Source organism: Cupriavidus sp. 01T418, from assembly GCF_056398885.1.
Genome location: NZ_JBFTQG010000008.1, coordinates 154546 through 170449 on the forward strand (window position 1 = coordinate 154546; position 15904 = coordinate 170449).

At 63.2% G+C, this 15904-nt stretch carries 13 protein-coding genes, 1 tRNA gene and 1 pseudogene; 7 read left to right on the top strand and 8 right to left on the bottom strand.

The window, feature by feature from the left end; translation table 11 throughout:
* Nucleotides 1–23: 23 nt before the first annotated feature.
* Both AC1DQ3_RS11990 and AC1DQ3_RS11995 read right to left on the bottom strand, forming a co-directional pair.
* A complete protein-coding gene (locus tag AC1DQ3_RS11990) occupies nucleotides 24–1205 on the bottom strand; it encodes an isovaleryl-CoA dehydrogenase (protein ID WP_477120413.1) in 1182 nt (393 codons plus the stop codon).
* A gap of 74 nt (nucleotides 1206–1279) precedes the next feature.
* A complete protein-coding gene (locus tag AC1DQ3_RS11995; RefSeq protein WP_477120414.1) occupies nucleotides 1280–2986 on the bottom strand; it encodes an AMP-binding protein in 1707 nt (568 codons plus the stop codon).
* Between the two features lie 310 nt (nucleotides 2987–3296).
* Here AC1DQ3_RS11995 and AC1DQ3_RS12000 point away from each other — a divergent pair, with 310 nt between their 5' ends.
* On the top strand, nucleotides 3297–3998 hold the full coding sequence (locus AC1DQ3_RS12000) for a TetR/AcrR family transcriptional regulator (protein WP_477120415.1): 702 nt from the start codon (nucleotides 3297–3299) through the stop codon (nucleotides 3996–3998).
* A gap of 50 nt (nucleotides 3999–4048) precedes the next feature.
* Here the strand turns inward: AC1DQ3_RS12000 and AC1DQ3_RS12005 are convergent, their stop codons facing one another.
* Both AC1DQ3_RS12005 and AC1DQ3_RS12010 read right to left on the bottom strand, forming a co-directional pair.
* Nucleotides 4049–4417, bottom strand: coding sequence for a hypothetical protein (locus AC1DQ3_RS12005; RefSeq protein WP_477120416.1), 369 nt, complete (start codon nucleotides 4415–4417; stop codon nucleotides 4049–4051).
* 109 nt (nucleotides 4418–4526) lie between these two features.
* Nucleotides 4527–4603, bottom strand: a tRNA-Arg gene (locus AC1DQ3_RS12010).
* A gap of 251 nt (nucleotides 4604–4854) precedes the next feature.
* Here AC1DQ3_RS12010 and fusA point away from each other — a divergent pair.
* On the top strand, nucleotides 4855–6903 hold the full coding sequence (gene fusA / locus AC1DQ3_RS12015; RefSeq protein ID WP_477120417.1) for an elongation factor G: 2049 nt from the start codon (nucleotides 4855–4857) through the stop codon (nucleotides 6901–6903).
* An 11-nt stretch (nucleotides 6904–6914) separates the two neighbouring features.
* On the opposite strand, the gene AC1DQ3_RS12020 is transcribed toward fusA, so the two are convergent.
* Complete coding sequence (locus tag AC1DQ3_RS12020; RefSeq protein ID WP_477120472.1) at nucleotides 6915–9344, bottom strand: DUF3772 domain-containing protein; 2430 nt, start codon at nucleotides 9342–9344, stop codon at nucleotides 6915–6917.
* 1013 nt (nucleotides 9345–10357) lie between these two features.
* On the opposite strand from AC1DQ3_RS12020, the gene AC1DQ3_RS12025 reads away from it, so the two are divergent.
* Both AC1DQ3_RS12025 and AC1DQ3_RS12030 read left to right on the top strand, forming a co-directional pair.
* The gene (locus tag AC1DQ3_RS12025) at nucleotides 10358–10687 is read left to right on the top strand and encodes a hypothetical protein (RefSeq protein ID WP_477120418.1); all 330 of its coding nucleotides are present in this window, start codon (nucleotides 10358–10360) and stop codon (nucleotides 10685–10687) included.
* 279 nt (nucleotides 10688–10966) lie between these two features.
* Entirely contained in the window at nucleotides 10967–11170 is a 204-nt protein-coding gene (locus AC1DQ3_RS12030) for a hypothetical protein (protein ID WP_477120476.1), read from the top strand.
* 20 nt (nucleotides 11171–11190) lie between these two features.
* On the opposite strand, the pseudogene AC1DQ3_RS12035 reads toward AC1DQ3_RS12030, so the two are convergent.
* Nucleotides 11191–11325: pseudogene (locus AC1DQ3_RS12035) on the bottom strand (EamA family transporter); the annotation flags it as partial.
* Between the two features lie 131 nt (nucleotides 11326–11456).
* On the opposite strand from AC1DQ3_RS12035, the gene AC1DQ3_RS12040 reads away from it, so the two are divergent.
* The 3 genes from AC1DQ3_RS12040 (at nucleotide 11457) to AC1DQ3_RS12050 (ending at nucleotide 13292) form a co-directional block, all read left to right on the top strand.
* A complete protein-coding gene (locus AC1DQ3_RS12040) occupies nucleotides 11457–11732 on the top strand; it encodes a metal/formaldehyde-sensitive transcriptional repressor (protein ID WP_477120419.1) in 276 nt (91 codons plus the stop codon).
* 7 nt (nucleotides 11733–11739) lie between these two features.
* Complete coding sequence (gene dmeF / locus AC1DQ3_RS12045) at nucleotides 11740–13017, top strand: CDF family Co(II)/Ni(II) efflux transporter DmeF (RefSeq protein WP_477120420.1); 1278 nt, start codon at nucleotides 11740–11742, stop codon at nucleotides 13015–13017.
* Between the two features lie 128 nt (nucleotides 13018–13145).
* Nucleotides 13146–13292, top strand: coding sequence for a hypothetical protein (locus tag AC1DQ3_RS12050; RefSeq protein ID WP_477120421.1), 147 nt, complete (start codon nucleotides 13146–13148; stop codon nucleotides 13290–13292).
* Between the two features lie 82 nt (nucleotides 13293–13374).
* Here AC1DQ3_RS12050 and AC1DQ3_RS12055 read toward each other — a convergent pair whose 3' ends face one another.
* Together AC1DQ3_RS12055 and AC1DQ3_RS12060 are read right to left on the bottom strand one after the other, a co-directional pair.
* Nucleotides 13375–15042, bottom strand: a complete 1668-nt coding sequence (locus AC1DQ3_RS12055) for an alkaline phosphatase family protein (protein ID WP_477120422.1) — start codon at nucleotides 15040–15042, stop codon at nucleotides 13375–13377.
* A gap of 272 nt (nucleotides 15043–15314) precedes the next feature.
* Complete coding sequence (locus AC1DQ3_RS12060) at nucleotides 15315–15842, bottom strand: AEC family transporter (RefSeq protein WP_477120423.1); 528 nt, start codon at nucleotides 15840–15842, stop codon at nucleotides 15315–15317.
* Nucleotides 15843–15904: the final 62 nt, after the last annotated feature.

The window sequence follows — 15904 nt, forward strand, 5'->3', positions numbered from 1 at the left end:
CGCTGGCAGGCCGCGGAGGTTGTTTACGCCGTTTCGGCGTAAAGCTCGCGCCCGATCAGCATGCGGCGGATTTCCGAGGTGCCGGCGCCGATCTCGTACAGCTTGGCGTCGCGCCACAGGCGGCCCACCGGGTAGTCGTTGATATAGCCGTTGCCGCCCAGGATCTGCACCGATTCGCCGGCCATCCAGGTTGCCTTCTCGGCGGTGTACAGGATCACCGCGGCGCAATCCTTGCGCACCTGGCGCACGTGCCCGGCGCCCAGCGCGTCCAGGTTCTTGCCCACGGTGTACAGATAGCTGCGCGCCGCCTGCAGCGTGGTGTACATGTCGGCCACCTTGCCCTGGATCAGCTGGAACTCGCCGATGCTCTGGCCGAACTGCTTGCGGTCGTGGATGTAGGGCGTGATCACGTCCATGCAGGCCTGCATGATGCCGACCGGGCCGCCGGAGAGCACCGCGCGTTCGTAGTCCAGCCCGCTCATCAGCACCTTGGCGCCACTGTTCTCGCCGCCAAGGATATTTTCCACCGGCACTTCCACGTCCTGGAACACCAGTTCGCCCGTGTGCGAGCCGCGCATGCCCAGCTTGTCGAGCTTTTGCGCCACCGAGAAACCCTTCATGCCCTTCTCGACGATAAACGCGGTCATGCCGCGCGCGCCCAGGTCCGGCTCGGTCTTGGCGTAGACCACCAGCACGTCGCAGTCCGGGCCGTTGGTGATCCACATCTTGGTGCCGTTGAGCACGTAGCGGTCGCCCTTGAAGTCCGCGCGCAGCTTCATGCTGACCACGTCCGAGCCGGCATTGGGCTCGCTCATGGCCAGCGCGCCGATCCAGTCGCCGGACACCAGCTTGGGCAGGTATTTCGCCTTCTGCGAAGCGGAGCCGTTGCGGTGGATCTGGTTCACGCACAGGTTGGAATGCGCGCCGTAGGACAGGCCGACCGAGGCCGAGGCACGGCTGATTTCCTCCATTGCGATCATATGGGCGAGGTAGCCCATATTGGCGCCGCCGTACTCCTCGGCCACCGTAATGCCGAGCACGCCCAGGTCGCCCATCTTCTTCCAGGCGTCCATCGGGAACTGGTCGGTGCGGTCGATTTCGGCGGCACGCGGGGCGAGTTCGGCTTGCGCCCAGTTGCGCACGGATTCGCGCAGCATGTCGATATCTTCGCCGAGATGGAAATTGAGGCCTGGGAGTTCGTTCATGGTAGTGCTCGTTATCGTGTCGAGTGGGGCTGCCGGGGAGGGCAGCCGGATGTCCAGTGAAAGCGGGATTGGAATCAGGCGGTCTTGGTCTCGTCCAGCCCGAGTTCCTGCATCATGCGGTCGCGCATCGCGAATTTCTGCACCTTGCCGGTAATGGTCATGGGCATCTCGCTCACAAAGCGGATATAGCGCGGAATCTTGTAATGCGCGATCTGGTCGCGGCAGAAGGTACGGATATCGTCCTCCGTGGCGGTCTCGCCGGGCTTCAGCACGATCCACGCACAGACTTCCTCGCCATACTTGTGATCGGGCACGCCGAACACCTGCACCGCCTGCACCTTGGGATGGCGGAACAGGAATTCCTCGATCTCGCGCGGGTAGATGTTCTCGCCGCCGCGTATGAGCATGTCCTTCACACGGCCGACGATATTGCAGTAGCCCTCTTCGTCGATGGTGGCCAGGTCGCCGGTATGCATCCAGCCGTCGCGGATCGCTTCGCGGGTGCGCGGCTCGTCGTCCCAGTAACCCTGCATCACCGAATAGCCGCGCGTGCACAGCTCGCCCTTCTCGCCGACGGGCACGATATCGCCCCCGCCGTCCACCAGCTTCACTTCCAGATGCGGCTGGATCAGCCCCACCGTGGTCACGCGCTTCTCCAGCGGATCGGTGGTGGAGCTCTGGAATGAAACCGGGCTGGTCTCGGTCATGCCGTAGGCGATCGTCACTTCCGCCATATGCATCTGCGAGATCACGCGTTTCATCGTCTCGATGGGGCAGGGCGAGCCCGCCATGATGCCGGTGCGCAAGGTGGAGAAGTCGTACTTGGCAAAATCCGGATGTTCCAGCTGCGCGATAAACATGGTCGGCACGCCATGCAGCGCCGTGCAACGCTCCTCGCTGACCGCCGCCATGGTTGCCACCGGGTCGAAGGCCTCGCCCGGGAATACCATGCAGGCGCCGGTGGATACACTGGCCAGTACCGCCAGCACCATGCCGAAGCAGTGATAGAACGGCACCGGGATGCAAAGCTTGTCCTGCTCGGAGAAGCGCATCGCCATGGCGATAAAGCGCCCGTTGTTGACAATGTTCCGGTGTGTCAGCGTGGCGCCCTTCGGCGCGCCGGTCGTGCCGCTGGTGAACTGGACATTGATGGGATCGTAGCGATCCAGCTGCGCGGTGATCGCGTCCAGTTCGCCGACCAGCGCATGCGTGCCATGCGCCAGCAGCGCATCGTAATTGAGCATGCCCGGCGTACGCTCGCCGCCCATGCGGATCACCCAGCGCAGCGCCGGCAGGCGCGCCGCCTGCAGCGCGCCCGGCTCGCAGTCTTGCAGCTCCGGTGCCAGCGTCTGCAGCATCTCCAGGTAGCGCGACGTCTTGAACGACTCAGCCGCCACGATCGCCTTGCAGCCCACCTTGTTCAGCGCGTATTCCAGTTCAGCCAGACGGTAAGCCGGGTTGATATTCACCAGCACCAGTCCCAGCCGCGCCGTCGCAAACTGGGTCACCAGCCACTCCACGCGATTGGGCGACCAGATACCGACGCGGTCCCCACGCTCCAGTCCCAACAGGCGCAGGCCCCCGGCCATCGCATCCACCACCTGCGCGAACTCGCGCCAGGTCCAGCGGATGCCCTGCTCGCGGAACACCACCGCCTCCCGTTCCGGGAAGCGCGCCACGGTCTCCGCCAGCATGGCCGGCACCGTCAGTTCGGACAGGGGGACATCAGTCCGGCCCCGTACGTGGGAGAGCCCGCCAATGGGCAAGGTCGTTGGGGTCATGCTTGTCTCCAAAGCGATGTCGGAATCGTGTCTGTTACCGGGCTTCTTGAGTTTTGTTCAACTTTGTTGAGTGCGGCTCAAGTATCGAAGCGTGCATATTGTTATGGCTATAGCCCCACAAACCATGCGCAGGACCCATAGCGTTGAGTGGAAAAGTACACGCTAGATCGAAAAATTGCAACCTCGAATTGAGTAAAGATCAATTACAATGCCAGGACGGCGGCGAAGGCCCGGCGCAGCGCGCCCGGGCACGGCTTTCTGCTGCGCCGCACTATAATCGCCGGCTTCCGGCAAGCGAGGTAACACGTCGATGGACGAGATCATGGTGCGGCGCCGCCTTCCAGCGGGCGCCAAGGCGGAGCAGCGCATCCGCGACATCCTCCGCGTCAGCCGCGAAGTCTTCGCGGAGATGGGCTACGAGCGGACCACCACGACCGAGATCGCCCAGCGCCTCGGCATCTCCGAAGCGACGGTGTTCACCTACTTCCACGGCAAGCGCGAGCTATGCGTGCGGGTGATCGAGGACTGGTACGACGAGATCATCGCCGTGGTGGAAGAGGGCATGCCGCGCGACCAGGGCAGCAAGGCGCAACTTGAGTTCTTTGTGCGGACCCATTTGCGCCTGTTCCTGATCCAGGGCACCGGCTTGTGCGCGCTGGTACTTTCCGAAGGCCGTGCCAGGGGCCCGGGGCTGGGCGAAGTGTTCGTGCCGCTGCAACGGCGGTACACCGCGCCGCTGATGGATATGCTGGCGCGGGCCCGGGAGAACGGCGAGATCCGGACTGACTTGCCGTTGAGCCTGCTGCGTTCGGCTATTTTCGGGCCGATGGAGCATATTCTCTGGGATGCCATTGCCAGGCAACGGCCGGTGGATATTGAGCGGACTGCAAAGGATATCGTGGCGTTACTCTGGCCTGCGCTGCTGCCGCCGGATCTGGAGGTAGTGGCGTTGCGGGAGTTTTATGGGGAGGTGGGGGCCGCTTTGCGGCGGGCTGGGGGTGCGGTGGAATAGAAGGCCGCCCGGCAGTGCCGGATAGCTTGTTCACGGGCGCCACAAAGCGCCTAGGGCGCAGCGTAGACCACGCCGACCACAGGTGCGGTACCAGCGGCCACCGCAACGGTCTGGACGGGCAGTCGCGCCTTATACGTGACGGAATCCTTCACGACGTTGGCCGCAGTCACGGTATAGGTGCCCACCATCAGGTCCGCCAGCGTCACCGATTGTCCTAATGTCTGCCGGAAGCCGCCGGGGCCTGTGACGGCGACGTCGGCGGGAGTCCCCGCCGGCAGGCCCGAGATGACCACCGACAGCGTGCCGGGCCCGCCGCCACTGACAAACACGCCGTCATCGTCGCCGCCGCCGCACGCGGCGAGGAAAAGGCAGCAGATGCTGAGAATACGACACAGGGCGTGTCGGAGCGAGGATGTCATGGCTGGCTCCCGGCGAGGCTTGCAGCGATGTCATCATCGCGGTGCTGCGGCGCTGTGTCCAGAGCTGAAATGAAGAAGGGCTTCCATGACTGGAAGCCCTTCAAATAGGTGGTGCGGCTGGCAGGATTCGAACCCACGACCCCTTGGTTCGTAGCCAAGTACTCTATCCAACTGAGCTACAGCCGCACGCGAGGGCAGGACTATATCGCAATCCCGGGGAAATGCAAGCCATTATTGCCAATTTTTGGTTGAAGCTCAACGTCGGGTAACACCACACCACCAATCCATCACCAATACACCACCAATCCGTGGCGCTTGTCCAAGAGACCGATACGGCGCTATTCGCGAACCGGCGAAGCCCGGGTTTTACCGCATATGGTGTTCCCGGCCCCTTTCGCCAATAATGGTCTATCTGCCATTGCCGGACGAGGGCGACCATGCTTTATAGTCCCGATGCAATTCGTACGATCGCCCTGCTGGGGCACGCGGGGTGCGGCAAGACCTCACTGGTCGAAGCGGTGTTGCACAAGGGAGGCGCGCTGCACCTCCCCGGCAGCGTCGAGCGCGGCACCACGGTCTGCGATTTCGATCCGCTCGAGCGCAAGTATCGCCACTCGCTTACCTCGGCAGTCGCCCATCTCCACTATCACGACACCCGCATCCACCTGGTCGACACGCCCGGTTATCCCGATTTTTCCGGCTTGTCCATGAGTGCCCTGGCGGCGGTCGAGACCGCCGCCATCGTCATCAATGCGCAGACCGGCATCGAAATGACGACCCGGCGCATGATGGCCTGGGCGCACGATCGCAAGCTGTGCCGGATGATCGTGGTCAACGGCATCGACAAGGAAAAGGTCGACCTGCCCAAGCTGCTGGCCGACATCCAGGAGGCGTTCGGCAAAGAGTGCTTGCCGATCAATCTCCCGGCGGGGCGGGCCGGCGCGGTCGTCGATTGCTTCTTCAGCCCGGCCGGCGACGCGGATTTCCTGTCGGTGGCCTCGGCCCACGAGGCGCTTGTCGACCAGGTCGTCGAGATCGATCCCAAGCTGATGGAGGTGTATCTCGAGCAGGGCGAGCAAATCAGGCCGGAGCAGTTGCACGCGCCGTTCGAGCGGGCGCTGCGCGAAGGCCACCTGGTGCCGATCTGCTTCACCTCGGCGGCCAGCGGCACCGGCATCGCGGAGCTGCTCGATGTGTTTGTGCGCTTGCTGCCCAACCCGGCGGAAGGCAATCCGCCGCTGTTTTACCGCGATGCGGGCGAGCGCCAGCAAATCGTGCGCGCCGAGCCGGTGCCCGACAAGCATGTGCTGGCGCACGTCTTCAAGGTCACGATGGATCCGTATCTGGGCAAGATGGCAGTGTTTCGCATCCACCAGGGCACCGTCACGCGCGACAGCCAACTCTATATCGGCGACGGCCGCCAGCCGTTCAAGGTCGCGCATCTGCTGATGCTGCAGGGCAAGGAGCGAGTCGAAGTGTCGCAGGCCGGGCCCGGCGACATCTGCGCCGTGGCCAAGATCGACGAGATTGCCTTCAATGCCGTGCTGCATGACGCCAGCGAGGACGGCAACATCCACCTGACTCCGCTCGATTTCCCCAAGCCGATCTATGGCCTGGCGATCGAGCCGGCGCGCCGCGGCAATGAGCAGCGCTTGTCGGAGGTACTGCAGAAGCTGGGCGCGGAAGACCCGTGCCTGCGCATCGAGCATCCGGCCGGCACCAATGAAACCGTGATGCTTGGCCTGGGCGAGCTCCAGCTGCGCTGCGCGCTCGAACGCCTGACCGATCAGTACAAGCTCGAAGTCGTGACGCGGCCGCCGAAGATCGCCTATCGTGAAACCATCGGCGGCAAGGCCGAAGGGCATCATCGCCACAAGAAGCAGACCGGGGGGGCAGGGCAGTTCGGCGAGGTATTGCTCCGCGTCGAGCCGCTGCCGCGCGGCGCGGGTTTCGAGTTCGTCGATGCGGTCAAGGGCGGTGCGATTCCGGGCCAGTTCATTCCCGCCGTCGAAAAGGGCATCCGCCAGGTGCTGGAGAGCGGGCCACTGGCGGGCTTTCCGATGCAGGACGTGCGCGTGATCGTGTTCGATGGCAAGAGCCATTCGGTCGATTCGAAGGAAGTGGCGTTCGCGGCCGCGGGGCGCAAGGCTTTCATCGACGCCGTGCTCAAGGCGCGGCCGAGCGTGCTCGAGCCGATCGTGGATATCGAGGTGACGATGCCCGAAACCGCGATGGGCGACATCATCAGCGACTTGTCCGCCAAGCGCGGCCAGGTCCGGGGCACGCGTACCGCGGCCGGCAATAGCGTCGTCGTCGAGGGCCAGGTGCCACTGGCCGAGCTCAACGACTACCAGTCGCGCCTGAACAGCATCACCGGCGGTCACGGCAACTATACGATCCAGCTCAGTCACTACGAACCCGTGCCGCCCGCCCAGCAGGGGCTTCTGGCGTCGCAGCACAAGCCGCACGGGGACGGCTCGGGCTGATGCGGTGGGCCTCAGGCGCTCAGCGCGGGCAGGTTCTGGACCCGCAGCGTTTGTGGCGTCGACAACGATATCTCCGCGGCGCGCAGACGCTTCAGGATCTCGAACAGCAGATCGCTCTTGGTCGCCGTGGCGATCCGCGGGCTGTTGACATAGCCCGTCACGCTCAGCGTGATGCCGTTCGGCGCCAGTTGGCTGAAGGTGACGGACGGTGCCGGCACGTCGAGGATCGCGGCGTTTTCGCGGTAGGCGTCGAGCAGCAGGTCGCGCACCTCTTCCGGGTCGATGTTCAACGGGAACGTCAACAGCAGCGTGGCGACGCCTTGCGTGCTGTTGCTCATCGTCACGTTGCGCAGGTTCTGCGAGATCAGCTGGGAGTTCGGCACGATCACGGTGGAGCGGTCGCCCAGCTGGATTTCCGTCGCGCGCACGTTGATGCGCCTGATGTCGCCTTCAACGCCGCCGATGCTCACCATGTCGCCGACCTTCACTGGGCGCTCGGTCAGCAGGATGAGCCCTGACACGAAGTTCTTGACGATCTCCTGCAGGCCGAAGCCGATCCCGACCGACAGCGCGCTGACGATCCAGGCAAGGTTCTCCCATTTCACGCCAAGCAATGCCAGGATCAGCAAGACGAGCAGCACGTAGCCGATATTGCTGAACAGCGTGACGAGCGAGGCGCGCAGGCCCGCCTCCATGCATACCTTCGGCAGCAGCTCCGCATCCAGCCAGCGCCGTACCGAGCGCAGCAGGTAAATGCCGACCGACAGCGCGATGACGGCGTTGAGTATCCGGTCGGGCATGATGTTGAGGCTGCGCAGCCTCTCCCCGCCCAGCACCGTGAGCAGGCTGTTGAGTAGATCGCTCGGCGTGGTGCCGAAGCCGCCGGTCAGCAACGCAATGACGGCAACCAGCAGCAGCAGGCTCGTGCCGGCGCCTGCCATGACCGTCGACGCCTGTTCGAGATGGCTGTCCCCAAGGCCAAACAGCTGCTTGATGACCTTGCCGCTCGCATGGTGCGCGGAAAACAGGCTCTCGCAGGCGTCCCGGGTCAACTGGGTCAGCAGATACAGGCTGCACAGGACGATGTCGAACCAGACGAGCTCGTAGGTCAGGAAGCGCGCAAAGGTGATATAGCCGATCAGCAAGGCGAACAACGACGCGATGACCGTAATCGTCACGCCTGCGTGGATCATGCCGGCCAGGGTGGCGCGTGCTTCGGGCGGCTCTCCCGCCGCGCTGAGCAGCGTGCGAACCCGGTTGGCGCGCAGCAGCGCTGCGCCGATGGTCAGGACCACGACCAGCGATACGAGACCGCGGCCCAGCAGCGTGACTTGCAGGCTGGTGTCGGCGCTCCTGTTGAGCTGCTCGAGCGTGCCGGCCAACAGCAGCAGGCCAGCGAGGACGGCCGGGAAGGGGCTCATTGCCAGCGCGACCTGATCGGCGAGCGCCGGCAGGCGCCATGACGGATGACGCGTGCACAGCAGCGCCCGGCCCAGGCCAGATATCAGCGCGCTCGTCAGCGTCAGCTTGCCGAGTTCGCTGATCAGGTCCTGCAGTTGAGGCTGCGGCTCGTAATACCGGGTGAAGGCGAAGCAGACGATCTGCACCGCAACGGCTGTCGTCACAACGGTCGCGAGGGCCGTCGCCATGGCCAGCGCACTGCGCCGCAGCCGGGTTTCCGGCAGCTTCGCCAGGCACAGCCACGCGAGCGCCCCCTCGATGAGCCGTCGGCCGATCAACCAGACGGCGAGTGCGAGAACGACAAGCATGGCGGTGACAGCCTGCTGCCCCGGCTGCCAGGCCAATTGCCACAACGGGACGAGTTGCTCTTCGAACGCACCCAGCCGTTGCTCGTCTTCCGGTGTCGGCGTGAATAACGGCATCCAGAATTGCGGGCTCAGGATGCTGTCCGAGCGCAGCGCCAGCTGGTTCTTCAGCAGGCTGCGCTGCAGCTTGGCGATCTGCCCTGTCAGGTTGGCGACGCTCTCCTTGCTCTCTGCCGCCTGCTTCAGTCCTGCGTCCAGCTGCGCCTTGCGCGCGTTCAGCTCGGCCCGCTGCTGCGCGACCGCGGGCGCTTCCGGCGTCGTGCCGGCAGCAGGCGGCGGGCCGAGCACATCGATCTGTGCTTGCAGCTGCGCACGCTCGGGCCGCAGCGCCGCAGTCAGCTTGTCGACGTCGCCCGCCAGTTGCTGGATGTCGCTGTCCAGCCCTTCGAGCTGCGTGCTGCCGGTGGCGGCGGACGCCAGCTGCTTGATGCGGTCCTGCTCGGTCTGGAGCCTTTTCAACTCGGCGACGGACTCGGCGTGCGAAAGTGACGTCGCGAGCCGTGCGTCCGTGTTCTTTGCCGTTTCAGCCGCGGCGGCTGCCGGCAGCGCCGCCGGGATCAGGTGCAATAGTGCAATCAGCACAAGGCTCAGTGCGAGCTTGGGGAGTTTGCTCATAGGCCAATAAACTTTACGGATCGGGTACCCGGTCCGGCCATCGGGCGCTAAGCCGCGGATTGCCATGGTGCGCCAGACGGCGTGTTACCGGGGTCGACGATCGGGATGTTGGACGGCAGCGGCGCCAATCAACAGGGAAGTCGATCGGGCGGCAGGGCGCGACTTTGACGGCTTGCCCCAGGGGCCGCATGGTTCCGGACGATCAGGGCGCGCGGCCAGCAAGCCACTTCACCAAAGCCGGATTTGCGGCCGGGCAGGCCTGTTCTTCACTTTCGCGGATCACATCAAGCCAGTCAGGTGCAAGTCTTGTCACCAATGTGAGTTTGGCGATGGATCGGGTTGGGGCGAAAGAGATTGCATTATACAGAAGCAGTTTCCGGTAACCCCGCCGCTTCCGTGGATCCTGGTGGCGGCATGGCCAACCCGGCTGGTCTCCTGATCCTCCCTGGCGCCATCGGCCGGGCGCACGGAGCCGAAGCATGAATGTGGCAAAAACTTCAGTGCGGGGCCCTTGATTTGCCGAAATCGTTTGCCTCCCGACAAGACACTTTGGTATCCTTCGCTCCGTCTTCACTTTGGGTTTCCCCCCATGGACAGTTGTTCTTGTTGGCCCCAGGCCAATTTCTGAACGGCTAGTCAGTCAGGCGACTTCTTCGCCACTGCCTAGCCGATAGCGGCGGGCAGTGGCTACCTCGCGGGTTCTCCGCGCGGCCATTCCCATTTATTTTTTTATTGCGACCTGCACATCAGGAACGGCGGCCTGCGTTCGCTTGCGCGCCCTCCCTGTTTGCGCCGGGCCGCCGGTGCCTGCTTGCGGCTGGAAGGGGCGCGGGCAGGGCAAGCTGTGGACTCAGGCCATCCGGCACTTTCGTGCCAGACAGCGCGCCTTGTGCCACGGCCCCATTTACATCATTTTGATGCGGCGTCGCGGCATTGCTGCTTCAAATTGACGTAGCCCTCCATAGGATGAAGGTATGTTCAACAGGCAGTCCGCCCAATGTGGAGCACGATCCATGCGACATTCGAATGCTGCTGCTTTCGCACCGATGGGGCATTTCGCCACCCATGGCGCAGCCACCGGAATGCTCGCAATGCCGGCCACGGATTCGTCCGGAAGCTGGATCCGCTTGCGCATGACGGTGACGCCGACGCAAGTGTTCGCGCTGCGCCAGTTGCTGCATAAGGCGATCGGACAGCTTGCTCGGATCTACGTGGTGGAAGTCGACCATCGGAACGGCCAGGCGACGGTACATGTGCAAGTCGGGCGTGACGGCCGGGAGGCCGCCATGCGCGCCATCGCAATGGCCTTGCCCGCCGCCGATTTCGGCGCCGGCACGGCATAGGCATCCGATGCGCAGCGCGCTTTCGCGCGCCTTCAGGCGAAACGGGCTTGGCTATTCGACCCGAAAGAGGGAAATCAAATGGACAGTTGTTCTAGTCGATCCTTGATTCGTTTCTAGGCAAGCCAGCAGTCGTCCCTTGACCGCTGTCTTGCCTGCCAGGCAAGGCTGCGGCGTCCTTCGGCCATTCGGCCAGTCCCGCTCCTTTATTGAGTTTCCCGCCAGAACCATCTGGCACTGTGCCGCTGCGCAAATAATGCACGGGGCGGCAGGGAGTAGAGCATGCGTAAAATTTTCACCTCGTCCGACCGGATGTCCGCCCTCACCGCACGGCTGGCATCCCCATTCCTGCGTCAGATTGATCCGCGTACGTCCAGCACCGCGACTGCGAGCCATCAGGCTGCGCGCAATTCGGGCGCACACACATCGCCTACCAACCGGGAATTCGCCGACGCTGCCGTTCGGATGAGCCGCACGATCTGGTAACTGTCGACATGTCGAAACCGATGCCGGTGATGCGTGTCCGGATAGTGTGGATGCTTGTGGGTCAGCACGGCATGGCTGTGGGAGTGCGTGTGGGGCTCATCGCCATTCCACGGAAAGTCGTGCCGATGTAGTGTGATGGGGAAATGCYGCTCATCCGGGACGGCCACGCTTGAACTACAGTGTCTAGCGAGGAAGTCGGGCGTCTCACAATGAAATGCCGGAGGCAGGATCTTGGTGTTACGGAGATCAATAATATATACTCCCCTACCCTATATTGGGGGATAGGATGAGTCACACGATCCGCGAAAAACAGAAATTGCTGAACCGGGTGCGTCGTATCCGGGGGCAGATTGATGCGATCGAACGCGCGCTGGAAGAAGAGCAGGGTTGCGTGGGTGTGCTGCAGCAAATCACGAGTTGCCGTGGGGCGATGAACGGCCTGCTGGCAGTGGTGCTGGAAGACCACATCCGCACGCATCTTGTGGAAGTTGATCATGACCACGGTGAGGAAGGCGATGCCAGGGAGCAACTCATCGAGATCGTGCATAGCTACTTTAAGTGAGTTGGTAATGAGCAACTTCTTTGACGCCCCGTTTGGGGAAGGCCATGACCACGTGTTCCTGGGCGCCGGGCACGAGAAGAACGAGCGCAGGACGTGGGCCGTGATTGTCCTCTGTGCTGCCATGATGGTCGCTGAAATCGTCGGCGGCAGCCTGTTCGGTTCGCTAGCCCTGGTTGCGGACGGGCTGCATATGTCGACGCATGCCGGTGCCATGCTGATTGCCGCATTCGCCTACACTTACGCGCGCCGGCACGCCAATGACTCGCGCTTCGTGTTTGGCACCGGCAAGCTCGGCGACCTTGCCGGCTTCACCAGCGCCATCATCCTGGCCATGATTGCCTTGCTGATTGCCTATGAAGCTTTCGTGCGTTTCTTCTCGCCCGTTCCGATCCACTTTGACGAAGCCATTCCGATCGCTGTCGTCGGCTTGCTGGTGAATGTCGTGAGTGCGTGGCTGTTGAGCGGCGGCGACCATCATGGGCACAGCCACGGTCACGGTCATGGACACGTGCACGGCGGCGGGCATGGCCATGAGGAAGAGGCGCAGCCTATCTCCACACCGGCGGGCGACTTCACGCTATCCATTTTCGAGGAGGGTGTGCCGCCGGTATTTCGCCTCACGGCGGAAACGGCAGGCCTGGCGCTGCCGGGCAACACGGTGACGGTGACCACGATCCGCCCGGACGGCAACCGCCAGGAATTTGTCTTGTTGCGCAAGGCTGACTACCTGGAGTCCACAACCGAGATTCCGGAGCCGCATGCCTTCACGGTGGTGGTCGGCCTTGCCGGCCGCGAGCACACCCTGGAATTTGAAGAGCACGCCCACGCCCACGAGGATGACCACGGCGCCCACCACCGCGACCACAATATGCGAGCGGCCTATATCCACGTGGTCGCGGATGCCGCCGTCTCCGTTCTGGCGATCACCGGCCTGCTGCTGGCCAAGAGCTTTGGCTGGCTCTGGATGGACCCGCTGGCCGGTGTCGTCGGTGCGCTGGTGATTGCCAACTGGTCATATGGCCTGATCCGCGATACCGGCGGCATCCTGGTCGATATGAATCCAGACCAGCACATGGCGGGCAGGCTCAGGGCAGCAATCGAAGCCGATGGCGACAAGCTGGTCGACCTGCACGTCTGGCGCATAGGCCCGGGCCATCTGAGCGCCGTGGTTTCCGTAGCCACCAATGCTCCCCAACGCGGGCCGCAGTTCTACCACGCACTGCTAAAGCAATTCAAGAGCTTGTCGCATGTCACTGTGGAAGTTCGCTCTGCGCGCAGCGCTTGAGCCAGACGGGCTCCGCGATTGGGCGAAGACTGCATGGCCGTTCGTGGGCCAGTCGCTGCCGGAAACGCACTCGCGACGAGCAGGAAGGGCCTACACTGTTTATATGGCCACGCTAATAGGAGGCCGCCATGGTTGCCTCACTTGTCATCTTGCTTATCGGGTTGGCTCTCTGTGCGATCGTCGTCTGGGTGATCCGCGAGCGGGATCCGACGCTGCTTTCGGCGCAAGAACAATCTGTACGCAGCTGGTTCGATCACTTGATCCATCGGCACTAAGCCGGCAACACCGTCCCGGAGTCCGCCTCACGCGGTCTTTTTGTGGTGGGACAGCCGCTATTGCCGGCTGTCCCGCCACCGGTCAACGCAGGTGCGGCAGTACTTCCGTGTGTTCGGCCTGCACCGCCTGCAACTCATGCGGCTTGAGCCCGAGCAACTTCAGGATGGTCGGCGCGATCTGGTTTGTCGCAACCGGTTCCTCGATGATGTTCTGGTCAATGCCAGCACCCCACACAACGATGGGTACGTGACGGTCCTGCCTGGCATGGCCCCCGTGTTCGGCGATCTTCGACAGTTTCCCGCCCGCCCAGACGGTACCGTGCTGGGCGATGCCGACCAGGTCGGGCACGCGATCATCGCTCGGCCTGACGCCAAACAAGTCGGCGGCTTCTTCGCCAGCGTAGATCCTGGTTACCCCTGCCTGGCTGAACGGCTTGTTTTCGATCGTGTTTCCGGCGTCATCGGAGCCGATGCCGGAGCCGGAATAGCCAAGCAGGAAACGCTTGGCAAAGCGGATGGCAGCGGGAGAGCGGTCGTTGAGCCACATCAGGATGCCGTCATCGTCGATCGCATGGGCCACAAGATGGGGCTTGGCCGGGTCCTTGCACGTGGCAGCGTATTTTTCCCAGGCGCAATTCAGCGCATCGATCATATCGCCATCGTTGATGATGGTCAGGTCGGCGCGGCTCTGCGGCGACTGGCCATGCTTGGCCGAAAGGATGACCACGGTGTTGGTCCGGTCGAGGGCGCTCACCAGCTCCGCCAGCTTGTTGTTGACGAAGGTCAGCGCGCTTTGCAGCACCACGCCGGGCGTGGCCCCGTTCATGGTGTAGCCGCCAAGTCCGCCCGCCACCTTGGTGCTGGTGTCGTTCGGATCGGTGTAGTAGCTCGACTTGTTGAGCTTCTGCGCGGTCGACACGGCCTGGAAGTTCATGCCGAAGATGGCCGGGGTGCCGGGCGTGCCGTTGCCGGCGTGGTCCTGGCCCTTGATCCAGTTGAGCACGGCTTGTACCTTGAAGCTATCGTACAGTTGGGTATTGGTGTTGTCCTTGGTCCAGTCGTCGCCCGGCCCCGCCGGCAGCGATGGGTCGGTTACCGAGCTGTTGATTTCGGGGGCAAAGAGATCATCGATGCTCTGGCCGGACGGCCCGTTGAGAATCTCGTAGGCGGCATGCTTGTCCGACCAGGCGGTGCGCAAGCCGTGCTTGTGCGCGACCTCGAAGATCGTGTTCACCTTGAGATACTGGTGCGGGTAGACCGGTTCGCAATTCTGCGGAGATACCGGCAGCAAGGCCGGATTGATCAGGTCCTGCGCGTGCCCGGTCAATTGGGAGATCTTGGAAAAATCGGCGTACAAGCCGGGAATGCCTTGCCCGCTGTCCAGCCGGTTCAGATCCTTCGCAATCACTTCCGCGTAGAAGACCTCGGCGCCAGGCTTTGCGCTACTGCAACTGGCCTTCGTGGTGCCCACCGGCAGCAGGCTGCGGCTGTAGGCGTCGTCATAGTAGATGCCGGTGGTCCTGGGGTTGCCACCCGTCACCTGGCCGACCATGCCGGGAAAAGAGTCCGAGGGGAAGGGCGTTTGCGCATTCCTGTATGCGACGCCTTGACGGACCAGCTGGGAAAGGGTGGAGTTGGGATTTGCGTTGACGAACCAGTCCAGGTCGGCCTGGTGCAGGCCGTCGACCGAAATCAGCAGGACATGTTTGGCACGCAGTTGACGGGCGTCGTCGTCGGCGCGTGCGGACATTGTCAAGCCGCACGTCAGCGACAGGACAACAGCTAAGGTAAGCCTTCTTGGTGTACGCATGAAGTCTCCTCGGGATGCTGCCACAGGGCAGCCAGGAGACGCTATCAATCTCACATGTCCGGATGGTGTCAATGAGGGACGGGCTTGGCAACGCATACGCTATGCGTAGCGTCCGAGGCGTGCGGGGAATGCCGTTGCCGGCACCTGGCGGATCATGCAGGTGCGAGAGCGGTACATCAGCGGGTACATCAGGCGCTGAGCCGCATCTGTCCTCATGCGAAAAGCTGGAAATTGCCCAACGCCCATAGCAATGCGCTAAGCGTAAAGAACGAGGCAATCGTTGTGACCAGCAGGGTGACGGCGCTGAAATCTTCTTGTCCATAGACCTGCCCCAAGGTGGCATAGATTCCCATCATGGGCATGGCCGCCAGCAACACGGCCGCCATGCGCAGCGACGGTTCGATCTCCCCAAGTCCGAGCATGGGCACCATTGTGATTGCCGCGAAAACCAGCAGCGGATGCAGCATCAGCTTGCCAAGGACGATCGGCGCAATCCGTGATCCATGCCCGCGCATGGGAAGACCGACCAAGGTACCGCCAATGACAAACAGAGAGAGTGCACTGCATGCGGTCGCCAGCATATCGACGGTGCGCAGCACCGGCCCGGGCAATTTCAAACCGAGCACGGACACGGCGAGCCCCGCGAGCAACGCCATGATCAGCGGGTTGTAGAGCATCCGCATCAGCGACTTGCCCAGCGCACGCCACTGCCCGGCGCCACCTTGCCTGCTCTGCGCCATGCAGAGCAGGCAAGGGGATAACGAGCAGGTTCTCCACCGTCATGTTGAGCGCAAGGGCTACG